A 22,479-nucleotide genomic window follows, 5' to 3' on the forward strand; every position below is an offset into this window, starting at 1 on the left:
GTTTTAAGGGGGCAGAATCGCTTGGTTTTAGGGGGCAGCTTACACTGGATTTTCCAGTAATAACAGGAGGAGCAACACGATAAACAATAGGGAAAGTTTTATTGATAAAATACTTGGTCAGTTGTTTCGTTTGTTCGTCGGTCTCATCTCCGAATGCACAAGCTAAATGTGTTTCATCGAAAGGAATAACAGCCCAAACATTTTCAAAACCGCTATCGGCGAAGAACGTATGGATAGAAGACCATAATTCTTTTACTTTTTCAGCGGGGAGACGATCCATGTTGTCAAAAACAAGGACTAATTTACGTTGTCCTTTTTCCTTGATAAAATCAGAAATGTCTTGCATCCATGTTTTGAACTCGTAAACCGTTGGTTCGTCTTCGCTCAAAGTCTCATAGCAAACGTCCTTTTCGACTTTATCTTGATAAATAGCTAACATATAACTCCATCCATATTTATGATCTTTGCTATATGCCCATTTCCAAACGCACAATGCAATAAGAACTGGCAGTGCAGCTATGATAATAGACAATAAAGAAAACCACCATGTTGTGGGTGTAGGTTTTACTGCATACGCAATAAATGTAAATATCGGAGTTAAAACTGCAACCAAAAATGCCGCAACCATACCATTACTGATAAGGGGATATTTTTCGGTTACGGTCTCCGTTTTACGGGCTAATAAATATTTCAGCTTTTCAGACCATGATACGGTTTTCGTACCTCCACCTTTGACTTTTATTGTTGCATTTCCAGATAGGATACCATCATCAATAAGTTTGCTTGTAAGCAATTCCAATATAGAGCGGCGTTGCAAGTCCTCTTGATGTCCCCATGCGTCATACTCAAAAAAGTAATAGTCGTCTGATAATTCACGTTCCAACATTTTAACCACGTTGGATTTTCCAGATCCCCAAATACCTTCGATGCCGATAATTCGAGGTAAAGTACATTCCTCATCCAATGAATCATTCTGACAAAAATGGCGAGCAATAGTTTTTGCCAACCTTTCTTGCGAACCTCCATCGAATTTGTCAATACCACACGGTTTATTTTGGATAAACCGCGGATATTGCTGTTTGGATTGTAGTTTTGTTTCCATATACGTAATTTATTGATTATACGAACTCCAAATAATTCTCCCGATTTACCACATGAAACTCGGCATAGGGATAGGCTTCTTGGAAGGCTTTCGGTGCGGCCGGCATTTTATTTCCCCACTTGAACTCCAAGGCGGTAAGACTGTCGGCACTCTCCTCAATCAGGTCGATTTCCTGTTTGTCGTAGGTGCGCCAGAAATAGAACTCCCTGTGCAGTCCCTCATTGAAGTTCGCTTTGCGCCGCTCTCCGATGATGTAGTTCTCCCACAGCGCACCGACATCCTGCCGAATGGCCAGCGGTGAGAAAGCCCCGATAATGGCATTGCGAATGCCGTTGTCGTAGAAGTACCACTTGCCAGCTTTTGTAACCTCCTTGCGTAGGTTACGCGAATAAGCCCCCAGACGATAGATAACGAAGACCTTTTCCAATAGGTCGAGGTATTTTTCAACGGTCGTCTTGCTCATGCCGAGTTGTTTACCTAACTCTTCGTAAGAAACTTCGCTGCCCAACTGAAAAGCTATCAATCGCAGTAGATCGCGCATCTTGCTCGAATTTTTTAAGCCGTCAATTGCTAAGATATCTTTAAGCAGGTATGCACCGACAATATCACGTAGGTAGTCTGTTTTACGTTCATAGTTCTCCATCATTACTACTTCGGGATAGGAACCGTAAATCAAGCGCGCTTCGAGGTTCTGGCGGGTTTCAAGTGCCGTTTCCGTCTGTGCGATTTCCCGTTGCGAGAATGGTGTAAGGAGAAATTGCGTACTGCGGCCGACCAACGGTTCACCAGTCTTATTCAGCAAATCGAATGACGAAGAACCACTTGCCAAGACACTTATTCCCGGTATTTCATCAACTATCAACTTCAGAATACTACCGATTTGTGGTATGTTCTGTGCCTCATCAATAGCCAGCAAATCAATACCATCCAATAAATGCCGATAATTGGCTATTGAGCGATTCTCCAATAGTGCTAATGTGTCGTAGTCTTCGCCGTTGAGCATCATCGTCCTACCTGAATAGTTGTCCACAATTTTACGCATCATTACCGTTTTACCAACACGGCGAGCACCAAAAATCAGTACTGCTTTATTGGGCGCGATTCGTGCTGTAATCTTCTCTTGAAGTATTCTATTTACTGTTTCCATACCTTATAAAATATAATGCAAAGATAATCATATTTTTTTAATTGGCGAATTTTACAAAAAAAACGGGCTATTAAATGGCGATTTTTACAACCACAATCTTATGGAAGTTGTTTCATTGTTTTTAGTAATGATATATGTTCATACTATGATGACTCAATAATTTACCAGACATACGTTTCTGAAATTTGTCCTTATAGGAATGAAAAACTCACATATATTGTGCTAATTAATATATAATTAAATGAAAATAAAAAGACAGGATACGAGTATTCCTGTCTTCTCATATGTAATGGATATTTTTTTATTTTCTCATCCGCTCCAACTCCTCATCACGCAACATTCTCTCGTTCAGTTTTTCCTGCATCCTGTCAATGAAATAGGTGCGGCTTTCGTTCTTCCGGCGTTTGATATCAGTGTAGAAGCGGTAGCAGTCTTTAGAATCAACCCCGAATATCTTATAGAGAAGTGGGGCGAGCTGTTTGAGCGGCATATTGCCGTTGTTGATGCAGCCCATCACGTCTATGCCGTAGATAAGTTCCACGAGGTCGATGGCATTGCCCGTCCATTGAAGAAGGCTGGCGGTGGTTTCTGTTGCGTTGTTGGCGGATATTAGTGGTGGCACTTGGGGCGTGGCAAGGAATTTCTGCATCTTTCTTACGAAAGACAGAGCCTTGCTGACGTAGGCGGCAATCTCTCTTTTTTCTTCTGACAGATTACGTACGGGATGGTGCTGCAACTCGATTTCGATGTAGGCAAGCGCGATGACGGTAAGGTTCATGTCCATGCCGCCGTTGCACAGTTCGATCACTTGGGTGGCGAAAGCCGTGTATGCCGTTTCCATATTGCAGTCGCCGGCTTCGTTTATCAGGCGGAAAAAGTCGGTTTCCGCCAGCAAGAAATAATTCATGGTTCTGTCAATTTTGAAAATTACACTTTGTTTTCTGCGTGCGCACATGAATATAATTGGCAAAAAACGCGGCAGAAAATAAAAAATCCAACACTCAATTTTACAAAGTGCTGGATTTCAGAGGTATAAAATTCAGTATTTTTTCACAAGGACAAATTATCTCCGACTTAAATTGTTTGTAATCGGAACATTTATTCTATTCCTGAAAATAGAAATGTATGCTTGCCGCACATTTTGGCTATCTTGCTTTTTTATCAAGGATATAGATAATGCGACATACACCGTTGGGATAGCTTTTCAAAGAGGAAAGCGTCCAGTGTTGCTCTGGCAGAGCCGACTTAAAAAAATGTCGTCCGCTTCCGGATATGAAAGGAACGGTGTATAGTATGATTTCATCCACAGCGTGCATCCGCAGCAGTCCGTTTATATAGTCTGCCGTGTCCGGTGTGGCTTCCGCGAGGTAACGGATGTTTGTGCAGTCTTTTCTCCATTCGTGCAGCATTGAAATGGAATAGTCCGGTGTCACACGGTAAAAGGCTTTCTTCCTGATTTCATCAAGACCGCAACGGTCAAGGCACAAATCCTGATGTGCTTTATCATATAACTCTGAAGAAAGACATCCGTCCATCGTCAGTACGGCGAGAATCTGAACTTTACCCATAATCGTTTCCTTTCGTTAGGCAAGGGTAAAAAAGTAGCGTGCAATTCACACTACCTTCAAGCGATGGCTCTGGTAAAGCCTTTACGGAGAGTACGTGAATGCACGCTATGCGTAAGCATAGCATAAGCATCACGCAATCGTCTCCGTAGTTCCAATTTACCAGATTTTCGCTTGAAACGCCTTGCGGTCTTATCCTATATGTTGGCGGCGAAAAGCTCCTGCCAATCGCCGTTTTTCTCAAATGTTATGCAAAGATAGCCAAATTCAGTGAATTACGGGCTATGATTGCTTGAATTTATATTTAAGTCCATACTCTTCAAGTTTGCTGTATAGTGTTGTCCTGCCTATGCCGAGCAGTTCTGCGGCGACACTCCGGTTGCCGTTTGCCTGTTTCAACGCACGCAATATCCGCTCCTTATCCTCCGCGTCATTGCGCAAGGCGAAGCTGACAGTAGAGGTCGGTTTCGTCACGGCAAGTTCCAGATGCTCTTTCATGACAACACCTTCCTGCGCCTGCAATACAGCACCCATAACTTTCTGCCGAAGTTCCCGCACGTTGCCCGGCCATGCGTGTGTCAGCAACGCTTTACGTGCTTCGGAACTGAACCCGCTCACGCTACACTCCAGCTCTCTGTTTGCCATATCACGGAAGAACTCTGCCAGCGGCATAATGTCTTCTTGACAGTCACGCAACGGAGGAACGGTTATCCCGAAGTCGTGCAGGCGGTACAGAAGATCCTGCCGAAAACGCTTTTCATTCACCGATACCTCCAAATCTTCATTGGTAGCAGCGATGATGCGGACATTGAAATTCCGGTCTGCCTTGTCTCCGACCGGGCGATACCGCCTCTCCTGTATGGCACGGAGCAACATCTGTTGGGTTTCCAACGCGAGGTTTCCTACCTCGTCCAGAAACAACGTGCCGCCTTCCGCCTCATGGAAATATCCTTTCTTGGCATTGTCCGCACCTGTAAATGCACCTTTGACGTGTCCGAAGAAAGCCGACGGTGCAAGCTCTTTGGAGAGTGAACCGCAGTCCACCGCCACAAATGGCTTGCCTGCACGTTTGCTCTTGTCATGCAACAGGTGGGCAATATGCTCCTTGCCCGTGCCGTTCTCACCAAATATCATCACGCTCATATCGGTGGCGGCTACCAGCCTTATGCGGTGCATGATTTTCTGAAAGGCGGAACCTTCACGGGCGAATATAGGCATACGGCGTTGTCCTGCCTGACGTTCTTTCAGTATGGAACGGATCAGGGGGACAAGTTTATCCTCCACAAGCTGTTTGGGAATATAGTCTATCGAGCCGAGTTTCATGCTTTCCACGGCGGTATTAACTTCGGCGTAGTCGGTCATAATGATGAAGGGCTGCATCTTTCCCTCCTTTCGCATCCAGCACAAAAGGTCTATGCCACTGCCGTCAGGCAGACGCAGGTCGGCAACCACGATATCATTATCTGTTGCCTGTTGCAGATGTTTCTTCGCGGTTGAGAGGTGGTAAGCCTTCATATTGCGGTAGCCCTCCCGTGACAGCATATTGCAGACATATTCGCAATACACGATGTTGTCTTCCACCACAATTATTTTTGTCTTATTCATCTTCGTATTTTCTCCTTTCCTCTTCTGCCAACCGTATTATTTCCACTCCCTTATCCAGCACGGCAGTCACGGCATGGCTTAACGCTTCACCATCCGGGAGAGCATCGCCACGAAGCAATCCGTAAAGTACATTCAGCGGTTGGTCGGCACGGAGCACCTCCCACGAACTGCGCAGGTGGTGGATCAGGGAATCCAGCTTTTGCAGGTCTTTTTCTTTTGCTGCATCCCGTACCGCCTGCATTTCCTTTTCTGTTTCAGTTATCAACTTTTCCAGCATGACGGCTTCATTGCCATAGGACAATAAGGCGGAAAAGTCCGGTTTCCCGTCCGGTGTCGCTTTTATGGCACACCTGTCGGAAACCTCCATCAGTTCCGATATGGAGAACGGTTTGAACAGGCATCCGGCAAAGCCTTTTGCCAATAGTTCCCCTTTGTTACAACTGCCCGAAGCGGTTGCCACAACCACCGGGATTGTTGGTGAATTGCCCACGTTGGACGAACGCAACAGTTCCAGCAATTCGAAACCGTTTATATCGGGCATATTCAAGTCTGTCAGCAACAGGCTGTATTCTTTCTGGCGTATCATTTCCATCAGTGCCGCAGCATCGGTGCAAGTGTCGCAGTGTATTCCTTCTTGGGAATACATCTCTTTCAGCATCAGAAGTAATACCTCATCATTGTCAATGGCGACAACATCATGGAATTTATTGTTATGATAAACAGGTGTATTGCTTGTATATCCAAGCTGTTCTTCAGCTTCCTGCATAGAAATTTCAACTGTGAAACGACTGCCTTTCCCTTTCTTGCTGTCTAAACGGATTGTTCCGCCAAGCATCGACACAATATTACGCATTATGGCAAGCCCAAGCCCGAAACCCTCCTTTGCGGCGGCATTTGATAGACGTTCAAACGCACCGAACGCTTGTTTCTGTTCCTCTTCTGTCATGCCTGTACCTGTATCTTCAACGACCAGTGTCAGAACTCCATTATCATATTCAGTAATCAAAGAAACACCGCCTTCTTCTGTGAACTTGACAGCGTTTGACAGCAGGTTATTCCCGATTTGTATTATTCGCTCTTTGTCGGTCAATACAATGGCATCGTGTCCAGTCTTCACGGACAAGGACAGCCCTTTGTTCACGGCAACAGGCATGAACTCCGTTTCAAGTGTGTGCGTGATTGCTGAAATCCGGCAGGGTGACAGACGGGGCTGTTCCTTGCCGTTGTCCAGGCGGAAGAAGTCAAGCAAAGTGTTAAGCATATCCCGCATACGGTCGGAGGATTGCAGTATGTTTTGGATATACTGCCCGGACTTATCCTCACACTGTTCTTTCCGTATCAGTCCGGCATAGCCTGTTATTGCTGTCAGCGGTGTGCGCAGTTCATGGGTGATAGTATGTACCGCCTTCTTCCTTGACGTTATCAGTGCCTCGTTCCGTTGTACGGATTGTTCCAGTTGCCTTATCAAATCAGTTGTCTTGTGCTTGTATTGTTTAATGCTTTTTGCATCACGATGTATGATGATGTAGGAAATTAACAACAATAGAAGAACGAATCCCATTAAACCGCCTACTTGCATAAATGACTTTTCACGCATGGCAACTATTTCGTTTTCCCGGCTTTGCAGTTCGGTTTGTACCTTTTCTTCTATTTGGCAAATCAATTCTTGCAGTTGTCTGTTAAGTTCTGCATTACGAGCTGCAAGGCTGTCGGCTTGTTCCGACAATTGGCGATCCTGCACTTTCTGTTCGCTGATTACGTTTCTATTGACCGAATGAAGGATAGTGGTTGATACTGCTGGAGTTACTTCCTTTTTTTTGCCGAATATGCCTAAGAAACCTTTTCGTTTTGGCTTTTTGGACTGTTCCTGCACACTTTTCTGTACAATAACCGGAATTTGATTGGCTATCTTCTTGTTAATAGATTGTTGTTCATCCATTAACCGGACTATCTGGAACATCTGTCGTTCCTTATCCTCTAAAAGACTGCGCACACTATCGATGCGCTCTGCTGGATAGGTGGCCTTGAAACGGCAGAGCATACTGTCCATTGCCATACGCCGTGCATGGTAATGCTCGATATCTTTATCGTTCCATTCCAGTATTGTTTCACCCAATAGAGAAAATTTTATCATTTGAATATTGATATTGTTTATTTCTTTTCGGAGCTCGTCTATTTTTTTATTGCCAAGTTCTAATGCTTCTATCTCCTGCCATTCATAGAGGCTATTATATGCCATACATCCGATAAGAATGGAGATAAGTATATATCCCAACCGTATTGCCTTATAGAAATTTCCTGACCGCTCCATTATTTTAATGACATTGATTTTTGGAACATGAATAAAAGTTTATCTTTTTCGTTCATGCGGATATTATCAGAATAACCGTCTTTTGTTATTTGATACCCACATGGCTTAACCATAAAAATGCCTAAGCCCTTAGTGTACGAACTTACTTCTGAGGCATAGTCTTTACTTGTATTTAATGGAACTTTCCCTTTAATATGACACCACTCATTATTACAACTGATGTCTTCAATCTCAGACATCAGTTTTTGCAAATCTGTAATAGCTTTGGAACTCGCTACTTGGGGTATCTGCAACTCAAAACAGAGCATCGGTTCGAGAATGTCCACACCTGACTGTTGCAAAGCCAGCCTGAAGACATAAGGGGTCAGCTGTCTGAAATCAGCAGGTGTACTTACCGGGCTATAATACTCGGCTTGAGTAAAAGTTACTTTCAGATCTGTCACTTCCCATCCATGTAAACCAGATTGGCAAGACATACGAATCCCTTCAAAAACGGCATTTTGAAAAGAATGGTTCAGATAACCATAGGAGATGTCACTTTCGATTTGCAACCCTGCCCCTAACGGTAAGGGTTCAAGAGTCAGCCCTATTGTGGCCCAGTAAGGGTTGGGTGGTACTTCGATCTGAATAATCTTATTGACCTTTTTTATAGGTCGTTCTTTGTAGATAGTCTTGATCTCATCAAAATGGACCTTTACGGAAAATCGTTCTTCCAGCAATGTCTGTATGATTTCCTTTTGGGTCAAACCATATAACGAGATTTCCAATTCATCACTATATGAGTTTATGGAAAAGGACAAAGACGGGTCTTCAATCCACAATGTATTCAGAGCGGATATCACCTTGCTTCTCTCTTCGGGCTTATTTGGCCGGACGGAGGATTTGAGAGCGGGATGCTGATGAGATAATCCTTGAATCAAACAAGGTTTAGCACCTAAATAATCTCCGATTCGAAAATCTTCTATATCTTCTACAATCGCGATATCATTGGCACCCACTTCATCAACATTTATCTCTCTGCCCTGATAAATAGTCTTTAGATTTTTAATCTTGATGAATTTTTCCGAATCGTTGATTCTTACAACGTCTCGAAGTCTCAGACTTCCGTCAATTATTTTAAGAAAACTTCTTTTATGCCCTTTGGGGTCATGCTCTATCTTATAGAGATAAGCTGAAAGTCTGTTTGAGACTGATGCCGGAGGAAGTATAAAAGAAGAAATGGCGTCCAACAACTCATTGATACCGATATTGAACATTGCTGATCCATGTAGCACCGGATAGACTTTGGCTTTTGCCACAAGAGCGATTATCGTATTCCAATAATCAGCCGGTGAAATTTCGCTATCCGCCAAATATCGTTCTAATATATCGTCGTCATGGTTGCATACAAATTCTTTGTATTCTTCCTTTATATATGTTTGGGAGCAAACCGGATAAACCGATCCATCGACAACAGTTTGCATAAACAGGACATCTTGCGACAGATTTGTTTTTATATCCATATACAAACGCTCCAAATTCACACCGGCACGGTCAATCTTATTGATAAATATAATTGTCGGGATTTGCAGCTTTTGTAAAGTACTGAACAGCAACTTTGTCTGCGCTTGTATGCCTTCCTTTGCGGATAAGATGAGGACTGCTCCATCAAGCATTTTGAATGTCCGCTCCACTTCCGCAATAAAATCCATGTGTCCCGGAGTGTCAATGATATTGCATTTCACTCCATTCCAGATAATAGATGTCGTAGAAGCCCGGACAGTAATTCCTCTACGTTTCTCTATATCCATAGAGTCCGTTATGGTGTCACCATTATCCACACGGCCGCACTTTTCCGTTGCTCCACTGGCAAACAGCAGATTCTCGGTTACGGAAGTTTTTCCTGCATCAATGTGAGCAAGAATTCCTAAATTTATAATATTCATTTGGATTAAGCAATAATATACTACAGTAGATGCATTGTCGAAACGCACCTTTTAATACCTCCTCGTAGCATATGAGAACTACAGGATTACTAACTCGTATTAATATGTATATTATTACTGCCGCATAACGATTACAAAATTACACAAAAAAATATATCTAACAAAAGTGGGAGGATTTTTTAACTTTTTACCATAGACATTTTATTAGGGAAGCGTAGGTTCAACTGGCAAGTACAAATAAGTAGAAATGTTTGAACAACACCGTTTTAGGAAGTTGAAAAATCAAGTTTCTCTCTCGGTATAGCGTTTATTTTGGCCAATATCTTCTTTAGTTTAGCATTTGTGTATTTCCCATTCGTGTTCTATTTAGCTCCTTATTATGAGTATGTAGCAAGTTACTTATCAAATTCAGCCTCTTTGAGGGTCAAATATGGTTTTGCAAATGGTGACTGACAAGACATAAACAAGGTCAGCAGGAATTTTTTACATAAATGGACATGAATGTATATAACCTAAAATAAGAATAAATTTTAATAAGGGCTGCCCAAAAAGAAAAAAATGCAGTTGCCATCCTATAGATACTTGCAGAAAGGATAAAATTTACTTTTAGACCTTTTGGGATAGCCCTTATTAATACTTCAGATAAAATTCCTTAGGTTATATTTTCAATCCTTTGGACCGGGTTTCCTCCTTGGCATACAGTCCCGGACGCCCGATTATGACATGGTTGGCAACGATACTATCCGCCGGACTGCGTATCTGCGGCGGTGCATTTTCGGGATATTGCGCCTGCCTGTTCCTCACATCTTCCGCTTCCGGCTTGAGCTGTTGCCCTTCATTCTCCTTTTCTGCGACTTCGGGCGTGGGTGGCGCAAGCTCCAGCTGAATTTTTCGGTCAAGGGCGGCAAGTTCGGACTTCAACTGCTTCAGCTCGTCCTCCTTCTTCCACACCTTACCCGCTATCTCCTGTAACTGCGGTATCTCCATCTCCAGCACCTCGTTCTTCGCCTTGTACTGGTCGATGATGGAGGGTATCCTCTCCATCGCGTTGAGGAAGTTGCGGGCGGCGGCCAACGGGTCAGCCATCGCCAGATGCCCGTTGTTGTAGGTGTACTTGTAGTTCCCCTCGACCACGAAGCGGTTGTCGGTGAACTCCAATCCCTCTTTGAGTATCCTTTCGCTCACCACCTTTATCGGAAAACCGTAAAGTTCACCGACCTGCGTGTACAACCCTCCGGTCGTGGCATTCTTGGCTATCTCCTGCAAACGCTTTCCGATGACCTTCTCATCGGCGGAATCCACTCCGTCCACCTTTATTATATTAAGGCGGTTGCCCTCCTTGTCGGTCTGCACCACCGACAGGAAGCGGTTCCAGTCCTCCGTCATGGCATCTATGAAAGCCGTGTTGTTGCGCAACTCGCCGGTCTTTGACTCCAGCTTGAACTCCGAATCACGCTTGCCCTTGTTGAACGACTTGCGTTCCCCTTCGAGCGATGCGATCCGCTTTTCCAGTTTCGCCTTGTCCAACAGGTCGGTATTGCCGGAGAGCAACGCCATGTATTCCGAGAAATTCATGCCCGATTTTTCGTCCATTGCCCCCTCGTCGATGGTACGCGCACCCATCGCACCGCTTTTGAGCTGGCTTATGAAAGTCTGCTTGCAGTGCAGGAGGTTGAACTTGTAGCTGTCCAGTGACTTCTCCACCGCGTAGATGATTACATCCACGTTGTTCCCGGCGAAATGTTTGGCAATCTCATTACCTGCCCTAACTCCGCGTCCGTCACGCTGTTGCAAGTCGGACGGTCGCCACGGCGTATCGAGATGATGGATAGCCACACACCGTTTCTGGGCGTTCACACCCGTTCCGAGCATAGAGGTAGAGCCGAACAGCACACGCACCGTCCCGGCGTTCATGGCGTCTATCACCGCCTTCCGCGCCTTGTCGGTCTTGCACTCCTGAATGAAGCGCACCTCGCTTGGCGGTATACCGTAGTCCTCCGTCAGTTTGCGCTTGATTTCCGAATAGACGTTCCACCCGTCGCCCGGCTGGTATGTCCCCAAATCAGAGAAAACGAACTGCGTGCCTTTCTGGGCGTCGTATTTTTGATAATACTCCGCGATCATCTTGGCACAGTGACTCGCTTTGTTGTCGGGATGATCTTCGTAATTCGGGTCTATCATGCGCATGTCGAGTGCCATTTTCCGGGCATAGTCCGTGGCGATGAGCATCTTCGCCTTTTCTTCCGTTTCCGAAAGCGGCAGCCTGCCCAACAAGGTGGCATCGCCCGTCTTGGCGAACTGCATCAGTTTCTGTATGAAGTCCTCCTGTTCCGGCGTGGGCGGTATATGGTGCAGTATCTCGTTCTTGGCAGGACGGTCAACGCCCACATCCTCCGCCGTGCGGTAGTCCGTGATTTCATTATAGAAGGCGGCAAGCTCCGGCACTTTGATGAAGTAGCGGAAACGCTCCTTCTGGACCACATTGTTCGTCACGTTAAATTCAAAATCCGTCGTCTTCTTGGCAAATATCGCCGCCCAAGCGTCGAAACACCTTATGTCCTGCCGTTCCAGCTCCTTCGGGCGCAGGTACTTGAACAGCAGGTACAATTCAGTCAGTGAGTTGCTGATAGTCGTGCCGGAGAGGAAGGTCGCACCCAAGTCTTTTCCTGTGCGCTCCTGTATGGTGCGTATGGCAAAGAGCATGTTAAGTGCCTTCTGGCTTCCCTCGCTGTTTCCCAATCCCGCCACACGGTCGTGGCGCGTGTTGAAAGTCAGATTCTTGAACTGGTGGCTCTCATCTATGAAGATGTGGTCGATGCCCATCTGCTTGAAATCCACCACGTCGTCCGTGCGTGACTTTATGGCGTGTTCCACCTTCTCCAGCTTCGCTTCAAGGTTGTGCTTGCGCTTCTCCAATCCTTTCAGCATCGCCCGCGACACGTTCTTTCCCTGCTGCCGTAGCACTTCGAGGTTTTCCTCCACCGTGTCAAGCTCTGCTTGCAGGATGCGCTGCTGCAATTCCGGCGACTGCGGTATCTTGCCGAACTGGTCGTGCGACATGATGACGCAATCGTAGTCGTTGTTCTTTATATTATTGAAGAAGCGCACACGGTTGGCGGTCGAAAAGTCCTTCTCCGAAGCGTACAGAATACGTGCGTTGGGATATGCCGCCTGATAGGTGGCTGCAATCTCCGCAACGTTGGCTTTCAGCCCGATAATCATCGGCTTGTGTGCCAAATTCAGACGCTTCATCTCATGCGCGGCGATGCACATTATCAGCGTCTTACCGGTTCCCACCTCGTGGTCGCAAATTCCGCCGCCGTTCTGTTTCAACATCCAGACGCAATCCATCTGTGAGGGATAGACGCTCTTGATACCCCGGCTTGCCAGCCCTTTCAGGTTGAGGTCGGGAAAGGTCTGATGGGAGCCGTCGTAGCGCGGGCGCACGAAACAGTTGAACTTGCGGTTATACATCGTCACAAGCCGCTCCTTGAACTGCGGCGACTGCTCTTCGAGCCATTCGGAGAAGCCGTTTCGTATCTCGTCAATCTTGGCGTTGGCGAGTTGTATTCCCTCGCTGTCGCGCATCTTGATGTCGTTGCCATGCTCGTCCTTGCCGATGGACTTCATCATGTCAGGGCAGGTGTTGTGCAGGGCGTGTTTTAGGAGGTGCATACCGTCATAGTTCCGGTAATACCCCTTCACCAGAAACTCGTCCGTGATTTTCATGGTGCGGTAGCCGCACACCACCGAAAACTCGTCCATGCTTGCGGAATAGGCGATTTTCACCTCCGTGTCGAACAGCCGGCTCATGTAGGCGGCATAGACACCCGTCGGAATCCAGCGTTCCCCGAAATTGAAGTCCAGATCCTCGAAGGCGATGCGCTGCGGCTCGGCATCTTTCAGAGCCTCCAACGCCTGCTTCACCTCCGGCATACGCTCATTTTCGGGATTGTCACCCATCCATGCCTCTATGCGTTCCGCTTTCTCTATGACATTTCCGGCGATGAAACGGTCTTTGATTTCGTAACCGGTCACGAGCGGATTGTAGTAGATGCGCCCTTGCAGGGCAGTGAGCAAATCCTCCGCCGTGCTGTCGGTTATCTCCCGCATATAGTCGAGATTGACCGTACCATATTTGTTGAGCGACGCAGACAGGGCTTCTTCGGGAGAGCCTACGTTGGCATGGCTCTCCACCGCGAAGGAAACAGGATGCTCGAAGATGTCCGCCTTGACGAACTTTCCGTTTTCCATCCGTTCCAGCGAAAGGATGTCGCGCCCGCCCGCATCCATCATCACTAACTTCACGTTCTGCTTGGCGTTGAGGTTGCCGTAGCGCATGACAAACTCATCGTAACAGGTATTCAGATGCTCTCGCCACGGAACATTTGCCTCGCGCCGGAGCGATTCATAACGGTACAGACGCTCGTAGGCGTCACGCAGCGACACATACAACAACGCCTTTTCCTTCTGGTATCCTTTCAGGTCGAGCGGCTGGAATGTCGCCCCGTATGGCGTGATGTCTTTCAGGTAGCCGATGTTATGACGCCCCCGGTCAGCCACCAGCGACCCTTCGCGCAGGTGCATCTCCGGCGTGCGGTGGTAGGCACGCGGAGAAAGGTCCACGACTTCCTCCTTCGGCTTTTCCGCTTCGATGTCGGGGAAAAGGAAAGTCCCCACCGCTTCCGATGGGGTATCTGTAACGGCAGGTGCGGCGACTGCCTCCGGCTGTGTTTCCTCCTGTCGTGGCTGCTCACGGGAAGTTTCCGGCACGGCTTTCACTTCCGTCTTTTCCGCCACTTGTTTCTCGTTATGCTGCCTTGCCAGTTCCCGAAGTTCTTTCCTACGCTCCGGCGTCAAACCCATCATCATTTCATAGAAACCGTTGATGGGAGGATTGGTATCCCAGTCCAGTGTGGCATAGATGTCGTCCGGGTCGGCAGGCTTGGCGGTGTTCTCCGCTTTCACCTCCTTATTCTCCATTGCGGGTTTTGCAGTTGGAGCTGTCGGTGTAACCGTGACTTTCGGTTTGGGCGGAGTGGACTTTGCCGTAACTGCCTTTTTCACCGTCTTTTTCTTTTTGGAGGTTTTCGGTTGGCTGACCTCTTCCGTCATCCCCCAGAGGTCAAGCAGGGTGAGCTGCACGCCTGCGGAATATTGCGGGCGCGGTTCTATCTCCGGCTTTTCATCTGCGGGTTGCGGCTTTTCTGTCGGAGTTTCCACCGTCTGCGCCGAGGATACTGTTTCCAATTTTATGGCAGGACGCTCTACTTTATTTTGAACGGCAACTTTTTCTTCCGTTCCTGCCTGCCGGATTGAACCCGAATACAAGCGCATGGCAAGCCTGTAATGGAAATCCTCGTCGAGCATACGGCGCAAATCCCCGGCGATGCCTGCTGCCTTGCCCTCGTGCAGATAAACCATAGCGGGCTTCCCGTAGGGGTCTGTGTCAAGTTTCGCCATCGTATGCACGATGCGTTCCGGGTGGTGGATGAAATAGGCGTTGTCGGTCAGGGCGGTTTTCGTGTCCGTCTGTATCACGGTCATCAGCCGCTCGTCCTGCGACATTTCCTTCTTGCTGAGGTTCTTTTGCAGGACAATCAGGTCACTGCCCACCTCCGTGCCCGCGTTGTCCGTGAACAGGTTGTTGGGCAGGCGTATCGCGGATACCAGATTGGCCTGACTGAACAGCTCGTTACGCACGGAGGTCTTGGTGCTATTCAATACCCCTTGCGAGGTGATGAACGCCACGATACCGCCGTCACGCACGGCATCCAGTCCTTTGAGAAAGAAATAGTTGTGGATGGTTTTCTGGGCGGAGCGTCTGCCGAAAGAGTCGCTCCGCTGAAACTCCGCGTCGAACACGGCAATGTCACCGAACGGAATGTTGGACACCGCCAAGTCGAAATAATTGTTGAACGGTCTTTCGATTTTCTCAAAACCGCAGGTGCGCATTTTCTGGTCGGGATAGAGATGCCTCAAGATTGTACCCGTGAGCAGATCCTTCTCGAAAGCCATCACATCCGCATTGGGGCTGTGCCGCAGCATGGAATCCACGAACACGCCGACACCTGCCGACGGTTCGAGCATACGGGCGGGGCGGACGCTGTAATCTGCCAGCACGTCCGCGATGGTGTCGGTTATCTCTTTGGGGGTGTAGAAAGCGGTCAGCACGGACGCTTTCAGCGAATCCACAAACCGCTTGTACTCTGTTTCGTCCTTGCTGTTCTCACGGATAAGCCTGTGCAGCTCCACCGTCGGGGCGAACAGTTCGAGGTCGGATTTCGCCCACCGGACGGCATCCGTCAGTTCCTTTGCAGGGTTGAGGATACATTTCAGACCGCCGAAACCGCAGTACCTTTGAAGTATGGCACGCTCTTCGGTTGTCGCTGTCCTATTTTCCCTGTCAAGGATGAATGCCGTCCGTATCGCCTCGATGTTGTCCCGCAGTTTCTGTTTGCGGTTAAACGCCATATTCGTCTAAGTAAAGGACGGTTGCTCCCGTCAGCTCCGTGTAGAGCAGGTCGTAATCGGAAGACAGGGCGAAATTGTCATCCGAGAGGTCATAGACGGAGAACACGTTGCCGACAAGCGGCAGCAGTTTCAGGACAAAGGCTTCACGCTTCTCTTCCGGCACTTCATCGGCAAACTCGTTTTCCACGACTTCGCGGAGGATGGCGTAACGGGAATAATGCAGCCCGCGCAGCAGCGTGTCCATCGCCAGTTCCTGCGCACCATCGGCGGGATAGCCTTCAAGCCGTGCCCTCTCATACGTTTCGGCGGCACGGTCGGCCCGTTCCCGTATGAAAGCGGTGTCGTCAGCCTGTTCAAACTTGTTCGTGCGGAGATAGTCCAGCAGGTACAGACCGTAATAGGAAAAGTCGGTCTGACCCTCGTTTTTCTTCTTGTTGTTCATTACTTTGGATTTAGCGGATTGATAATTAACGGGATAATCGGTTGGAAAAAGGAAGAAAAAGGCACTCGGTATCCCTCCGAGTGCCACCACTAAATCCAAAGTATGAGTGTAATCCGGTATCGAAGAACAATTCATTACTCTGAACAAGTGGCAAAGTTAATACTATTTCTTCCGTCCTGAAAATTTCTTGTCCTTTTTAGCCTCCGGGAACACAAAAGTCGTGTTATATTCCCCGTCAAAGGCGACAACAGCATCGAAACTCTTGCCCTGTTTGCTCTTGAACCCTTTGAGCAGCTTGGTATGCCCTTCGGTGAGCAGGTCTTTGATTTCATCGTCGGACAGGGTGCGTCCCGCTTTCAGCCGGAACACGGGCAGTCCGCACTCCGTGTTGTCGCAGCGTACCACCTTGCCGTAGAACCGCATCCTGCCCGTGCCACACTTGGGACACGCGCAGCCGGAGTCACGGCTGCCGAAGAGCTTGTCGCACGAGATCAGTTCGGAGGTTATCTCACGTGTGTACGCCTCTATCTCCTTGCGGAAGGTGTCGTCGGACAGTTCCCCGCGCTCGATACGCGCCAGCTCCTTTTCCCATTCGCCCGTCATGGCAACATCGGCGATGCGCATCGTCTTGACGACGGAATTGAGGGCAAGTCCTTTTTCGGTGGGAACAAGCGACTTCTTGCAGCGTTCCATGTAACCGCGCTTGAAAAGCGTTTCGATGATGGAGGCGCGTGTGGCGGGAGTACCGATGCCACAGTCCTTCATCGCCTGCCGCAGTGCGTCGTCCTCAATTTCCTTGCCCGCCGTTTCCATTGCCGAGAGCAGGGTGGCTTCGGTATGCAGCGGCTTGGGTTTGGTCTTTCCTTCGGTAATGGACGAGCCTTTCGGTGTCAGCGTGTCGCCTTCCTGCCAGCCGGGGATGGTAATTTCCTCTTTTTCCTCGCCATAGACGGCACGCCATCCGGTTTGCTTCACGACGCTGCCTTTTACGGTAAACTCCACTCCGGCACATTCCGCCGTGACAGTGGTCACATCCTTGACGCATTTCTCAGAGAATGCCTCGACCATGCGCCCGGCAATCATCTGATAGATGGTATTGTCCTCTTTGGAGAGGAAGAGCGGTTTCTCACCCGTGACGAGCAGGGCATGGTGGTCTGTCACCTTGCCGTCGTCCACGCTGCGGCGTGTCGGGGCGGCTTTTGCCCGCACCTTGTCTTTCCATTCGGGCTGTGTGCCGATGAAAGCGAGCAGTTTGGGAATTTCGGCAAACACGTCTTCGGGGATGTAGCGGCTTCCCGTTCTCGGATAGGTTATCAACTTCTTTTCGTAGAGTTTCTGCGCGATTTCAAGCGTCTGTTCCGCCGTGAAGCCGTGCTTGGCGTTGGCTTCTTTCTGGAGCGTGGTCAGGTCGTAGAGCAAGGGAGTTTCCTCCGTCTTCTCCTTGCGCTCGGCTTTCGTGACAGTGGCGCAACCTGCCGCCTTTACCTTATTATATAGTTCCATCGCCGGTTCTTTCTCTTTCCATTTCTCGGAGGATGAGAATTTCACGACTTCGCCGTCGCAACCGTCCGTTGCGATATGGAGCTGCCAGAATGCTTCGGACGTAAAGCGGCGGTTCTCCCAGTAGCGTTCACATACCATAGCCAACGTTGGTGTCTGCACCCGCCCCACGGAATACGTGCCGTGTCCGGCGGCGATGGATAACGCCTGTGTGCCGTTGATGCCCACGAGCCAGTCGGATTCGCTCCGCGCTTTGGCGGCGAGGTAGAGGTTGTCGTATTTGCTGCCGTCTTCGAGTTTCCGCAGTCCCTCGCGGATAGCTTTGTCGGTGAGAGAGCTGATCCACAGGCGCACGAAAGGAGTGGTGCAACCCGTATAGTGGTAGAGGTAGCGGAAGATAAGCTCTCCCTCGCGTCCGGCATCGGTCGCCACGATGATATGTTCGCTTGTGTCGAACAGTCTTTTGATGACTTTTATCTGCGACACCACGCCGCTGTCGGGCTTGTAACCTTTCTCCGTCCTGACCTGACGGGGGACGAGCGTGAATGTGTCGGGAATAATCGGGAGGTTGTCACGGACAAATCCGCGCACGCCGTAGCCGTCGGGCATGGCAAGCTGAACGAGGTGTCCGAATGCCCATGTCACGGCATAACCGCCTCCCTCGAAATATCCTTCCTCTCTCTTTGTCGCGCCCACGATGCGGGCGATTTCACGTGCCACGGAGGGCTTTTCTGCAATGATTGTCTTCATGTCTTCTTCTTTTTTGTTGATACTTTGGATTTTATTTTGGATTCAGTGGCGGACACGGGATTACATTTTCATGCCCTTGCCCGTTTTCTTCTGCGGCTTCTCCTGCTGCTGTTGCTGGCGGGCGTCCTTCGGGTTGGTCTGACCTTTCTGCAACGGCTCTCTCAGATTCTTTGTAGCCTCGTTGGTCTTGCCATCGTTGTTCACCGCCACCTGCGTGCGGCTCTCGTTGGACGGAGCAACCTGCTGTGCATTGTCAGGGTTCGTGTCGTAGCGGTACGGGCGTCCCTTCTCCGGGTTGAACTTGATATACATCGTGGCATGGAAGCCCTGCTTGTCGGTCACGTTCTCCAGCTTCACGGCTTTACCCGCCACATAGTCGGCTTTCTGCTGGTCGGTGAAGCTCACGCCGCTCCATTTGCTGATGGGGCGGATGCTGCCGTCCTCGTTCGTCCACGTGTTGCGGCGTTGCTCCTTCTTGGTCTGTGCGGCATTTTCCCCGCCCTGCGCCTGACTTTTCGATGTGTCGCCTTTGGTTTCCTGTGTCTGTGCGGTACGGGGCGACTTGCCGGTTCCCGGCACGAACTCCACGCCGCGCTGCTCCACGTTCACTTGCAGGGTGGTGACGAACTTTCTGCCGTCGTTGCGCTCGATGAGCTTGTCGCGTACGGGCAGTCCGGCGCGGAGCATGTCCCGCTCCTGCGTGGTGATTTCCGTCTTGCCGATGCGCTCCGGGATGCGCACCCTGCTTGCCGGAATGTCCGTGATTTCATTCGTCTTGCGGTCGATGCTGATGTAGGAGGGGATGATCTCGCCCGTTTCCCTGTCCACAATGTCCACGACCCTACCGAGATTGCCCGTTTCGCGGAGGTTCTTCCGGTCATTGTCGGAGAATTTGTGTTCCTTGTACTCATCCAGCTTCTGCTCCTTGCGGATGAAGTGCGGCACGAGGCTGATGTTTCCCTCACCGTCCTTCTTGAAGGAGAGGCGGGCGTCCAGCTCGAATGATTCGCCGCCGAAGGTCGGTTTGACCTTTACCAAGTCGGACTTGCCATAGTTGAGCATCTTCGTAAGGTCGCCGGACTTTTCAAGGTTGTCCCGCTTTACGCCCCATCTGTCCTCCAGCTCCTGCCAGTTGATTTTACTCTCGTCGATGGGCTGGTAGCCACGTTTGCCCTGCATCTGTTCGGATTTGTCCTGTTGCTGTTCTTTCCGTTGTTCCATGTTCTCCTGTTTTTGAGGTTCTTGTTTCTCTGTCTGTTGTGCTGCCATCTCTTCCTGCACCTTCTTCTCATAGTCGGAGGTGTCCACCTTGTGAGGGGCGAGCAGCTCCTTGTTCGCTTCGGGGTCTTTCAGCAGTTGCTTCATCACCTCTAAGAGATTTTCAGCTTGGTCTGCCGCAATGCGGTAGAAACCGAAGCGGCTGGGTTCCTTGCACTGCCGGAAGAAGTTCTTGAAGAAGTTGTCCAGCACGTCGCCATGTCGGTCGAATTGCAGGAAACTCTGCGCGTTCTCCGCTTTTGCGGGGGTGCGCTTGGGTGTGCCGTCCGCGTTCAGCCCGGCTACCACGCTGATCTCGCCTGTCTTCTCGTCACGGACTACCAGCACGTCCTTTTCGTCTTTTTTCTTTGCCATCTGAAAAATGTTTTAATGGGTTATTTATGAAAGAAATTATGGATACGAGCCTTGTAGAAGGCTATATCTTCCTTTTTGAAGTCCTTGATATGGTTGGAAAGGAATGTCAGCACGTCCTCCTCGCTGTAATAGGTCTTCTTGCCCAGCGTCTTGTAGGGCAATGCGCCTACGCTGCGGTAGCGTTGGAGGGTGCGTTTGCTTATCTGGAGCAACATGCACAAATCCTGATTGTCGAAAAGGCGGATGCTTTCCGTGATAGTGGGCTGTTTCCCCTCAGCCTTCATCGCCAGCAGCAGTTCGTCCTGACGGTCGAGCCGTTCCATCAGCTTCTGCATCCAGCCCTCGAAGTTGTTTCGTGTGAGCAGTTCCATGACCTATGTCCTCCTTCCTTTTGGTTTGCCGCCCGTGCGCAGCGTGTGGTTGTGGAACAGGGTGTCTATTGTCCCTTCCTCGTTCCTTACTGTGTTGTCCTCCAATAGCCGCAGTATCTCGGAAAGGCGGTAGCGGCAGCTTCCGCGTACCACCACATACTCGATACGGTGGTCGGTGCGCATACGCTGCATGGTGCGCTTGCTCACGTTGAGCATCTTCGCCGCCTGTGCCGTGTCAAGCAGCTTGTCTTCGGTTTCCCGCTTCCGTTTCTTCTCGTCCCTTGCCTCGCGGATGTACCCTGCGATGTTCGCAATCTGCGCCATCATCTCCTTGTAGGCGGAACTTTCCATTGTTATCACTTTCATGTTCAGTCCTTTCTTTTTGTTTCTGCGACAAAATTCGGCAATAAACAAAAGGGGCTTTAACAACTCACTACGTGACTCACGTAAGATTTTTGCGGAAGATGGCTCCGTAACCCGGTCAAACGGCGCAACAGGCAGCCTTTCAGCGGAAAACGATACGTCTTGTATGCCGTTTCGTTACCTTTGCGGCAAACTCTAAATGACATGAATATGGAAATAGTATCTATCGAGAAAAAGACTTTCGAGATGATGGTGGCGGCATTCGGCGCACTCTCGGAGAAGGTCGCCGCCCTGAGGCGCAAAAGCGACACGGGGCGCATGGAAAGATGGCTCACGGGCGAGGAGGTCTGCGGGCAGTTGAGAATAAGCCCGCGCACGTTGCAGACGCTGCGTGACAGGCGGCTTATCGGCTACTCGCAGATAAACCGCAGGTTCTATTACAAGCCAGAGGAGGTGAAGCGGCTGATACCGCTTGTCGGCACGCTCTATCCGCACGGCAGATGATTTGATTTATTCACCCACTGAATCCGAAGTTATGATGAACGAGAACAACGATGTTTTTACGATGGAAGACGAGCCGATAGCCTCTGTGGTGCAGGATATGCGCAAAGGCTCGAAATGGCTGTCCGCATTTCTGGAAAGCTACCGTCCTCCGCTGGACGGGGAACGTTACCTGACGGACGGCGAGGTGTCGGAACTGCTCCGTGTGAGCCGGCGCACCTTGCAGGAATACCGCAACAACCGCGTGTTGCCCTTCATACTTTTGGGAGGGAAGGTGCTTTACCCGGAAACGGGGCTGCGCGGGGTACTGGAAGCGAACTACCGCAAGCCGCTGGAGTGAGGCGGTTTCATGAAAAAGTAAACGGGTGACACCTTTTGTGGTGCTACCCGTTTACTTGTCTTATGGGGTATGTGCAATCAGCAATACCCGGCTTTTCCGTTCTGTATGAACATCACGTATGTCTGCCGTTTCTCTTGTGAGAGTGCCTTTCCCACCAGCCATGTGCGGAACAGGTGGGTGTTGTAGGTATTCACCCTGAAAGCGACCGGGATGATGATTTCAAGGGCGTACACGTCCGCGTGCAGCCCGTTTTCAAGCTGCATGTAGCGGCACACCTCGTAGTCGTTCAGCACGTCCGACTTGCGGACGGCTCTGATGGCGGCGTTCACTGCCGGGACGGTCGTATGGAACAATCCGGCTATTTCGGTGGCGGTCATCCACACGTCGTTACCGGTTACGCTGACTGCCTTGTCCTCGATGATGATTGTGTCACGTTTCATGGCTTTTCTTT

16 protein-coding genes are annotated in these 22,479 nt (G+C 49.4%); 2 read left to right on the top strand and 14 right to left on the bottom strand.

Going from position 1 to position 22,479, the window contains the following annotated elements:
* The 13 genes from DWY55_RS19105 to DWY55_RS19165 all read right to left on the bottom strand — a co-directional run.
* The coding region (locus tag DWY55_RS19105) for a P-loop NTPase fold protein (protein WP_120178279.1) at positions 1-1,102 on the bottom strand (1,102 nt) is incomplete at its 3' end.
* Between the two features lie 16 nt (positions 1,103-1,118).
* Positions 1,119-2,249, bottom strand: a complete 1,131-nt coding sequence (locus DWY55_RS19110; RefSeq protein ID WP_004291480.1) for an ATP-binding protein — start codon at positions 2,247-2,249, stop codon at positions 1,119-1,121.
* Between the two features lie 301 nt (positions 2,250-2,550).
* Positions 2,551-3,156: an RteC domain-containing protein gene (locus DWY55_RS19115; RefSeq protein ID WP_004304269.1), complete on the bottom strand. Its 606-nt coding sequence runs from the start codon at positions 3,154-3,156 to the stop codon at positions 2,551-2,553.
* A 238-nt stretch (positions 3,157-3,394) separates the two neighbouring features.
* The gene (locus DWY55_RS19120) at positions 3,395-3,817 is read right to left on the bottom strand and encodes a dihydrofolate reductase family protein (RefSeq protein WP_004291474.1); all 423 of its coding nucleotides are present in this window, start codon (positions 3,815-3,817) and stop codon (positions 3,395-3,397) included.
* Positions 3,818-4,096: 279 nt separating this feature from the next.
* Positions 4,097-5,419: a sigma-54-dependent transcriptional regulator gene (locus tag DWY55_RS19125; RefSeq protein WP_004291471.1), complete on the bottom strand. Its 1,323-nt coding sequence runs from the start codon at positions 5,417-5,419 to the stop codon at positions 4,097-4,099.
* Positions 5,412-7,730: an ATP-binding protein gene (locus DWY55_RS19130; protein WP_004291467.1), complete on the bottom strand. Its 2,319-nt coding sequence runs from the start codon at positions 7,728-7,730 to the stop codon at positions 5,412-5,414. Before DWY55_RS19130 ends, DWY55_RS19125 begins: the two co-directional genes overlap by 8 nt.
* Complete coding sequence (gene tet(Q), locus DWY55_RS19135; RefSeq protein WP_004291466.1) at positions 7,730-9,655, bottom strand: tetracycline resistance ribosomal protection protein Tet(Q); 1,926 nt, start codon at positions 9,653-9,655, stop codon at positions 7,730-7,732. Before tet(Q) ends, DWY55_RS19130 begins: the two co-directional genes overlap by 1 nt.
* Before the next feature lie 657 nt (positions 9,656-10,312).
* Complete coding sequence (locus tag DWY55_RS19140; RefSeq protein ID WP_004291462.1) at positions 10,313-16,129, bottom strand: N-6 DNA methylase; 5,817 nt, start codon at positions 16,127-16,129, stop codon at positions 10,313-10,315.
* Positions 16,119-16,706: a DUF1896 domain-containing protein gene (locus DWY55_RS19145; protein WP_004291461.1), complete on the bottom strand. Its 588-nt coding sequence runs from the start codon at positions 16,704-16,706 to the stop codon at positions 16,119-16,121. The genes DWY55_RS19140 and DWY55_RS19145 overlap by 11 nt, the downstream gene beginning before the upstream one ends.
* A gap of 27 nt (positions 16,707-16,733) precedes the next feature.
* Complete coding sequence (topB, locus tag DWY55_RS19150) at positions 16,734-18,821, bottom strand: type IA DNA topoisomerase (protein WP_004291456.1); 2,088 nt, start codon at positions 18,819-18,821, stop codon at positions 16,734-16,736.
* 60 nt (positions 18,822-18,881) lie between these two features.
* Complete coding sequence (locus DWY55_RS19155) at positions 18,882-20,453, bottom strand: DUF3945 domain-containing protein (protein WP_004291455.1); 1,572 nt, start codon at positions 20,451-20,453, stop codon at positions 18,882-18,884.
* A 20-nt stretch (positions 20,454-20,473) separates the two neighbouring features.
* Positions 20,474-20,824 carry a helix-turn-helix domain-containing protein gene (locus DWY55_RS19160; RefSeq protein WP_004291454.1) on the bottom strand — a complete coding sequence of 117 codons (351 nt, stop codon included), beginning with the start codon at positions 20,822-20,824 and terminating at the stop codon, positions 20,474-20,476.
* Between the two features lie 3 nt (positions 20,825-20,827).
* The gene (locus DWY55_RS19165) at positions 20,828-21,190 is read right to left on the bottom strand and encodes a helix-turn-helix domain-containing protein (protein ID WP_004304264.1); all 363 of its coding nucleotides are present in this window, start codon (positions 21,188-21,190) and stop codon (positions 20,828-20,830) included.
* Between the two features lie 201 nt (positions 21,191-21,391).
* Here DWY55_RS19165 and DWY55_RS19175 point away from each other — a divergent pair, with 201 nt between their 5' ends.
* Both DWY55_RS19175 and DWY55_RS19180 read left to right on the top strand, forming a co-directional pair.
* Positions 21,392-21,691 (top strand): helix-turn-helix domain-containing protein, encoded by a 300-nt coding sequence (locus tag DWY55_RS19175; RefSeq protein WP_004291426.1) that lies wholly within the window; start codon positions 21,392-21,394, stop codon positions 21,689-21,691.
* A 31-nt stretch (positions 21,692-21,722) separates the two neighbouring features.
* On the top strand, positions 21,723-22,028 hold the full coding sequence (locus DWY55_RS19180) for a helix-turn-helix domain-containing protein (protein ID WP_004291424.1): 306 nt from the start codon (positions 21,723-21,725) through the stop codon (positions 22,026-22,028).
* 77 nt (positions 22,029-22,105) lie between these two features.
* On the opposite strand, the gene DWY55_RS19185 is transcribed toward DWY55_RS19180, so the two are convergent.
* Positions 22,106-22,468, bottom strand: a complete 363-nt coding sequence (locus DWY55_RS19185) for a hypothetical protein (RefSeq protein WP_004291423.1) — start codon at positions 22,466-22,468, stop codon at positions 22,106-22,108.
* Positions 22,469-22,479 lie beyond the last annotated feature (11 nt).

It is taken from the genome of Bacteroides sp. AF25-38AC (assembly GCF_003602995.1).
Classification (GTDB): Bacteria; Bacteroidota; Bacteroidia; order Bacteroidales; family Bacteroidaceae; genus Bacteroides; species Bacteroides uniformis.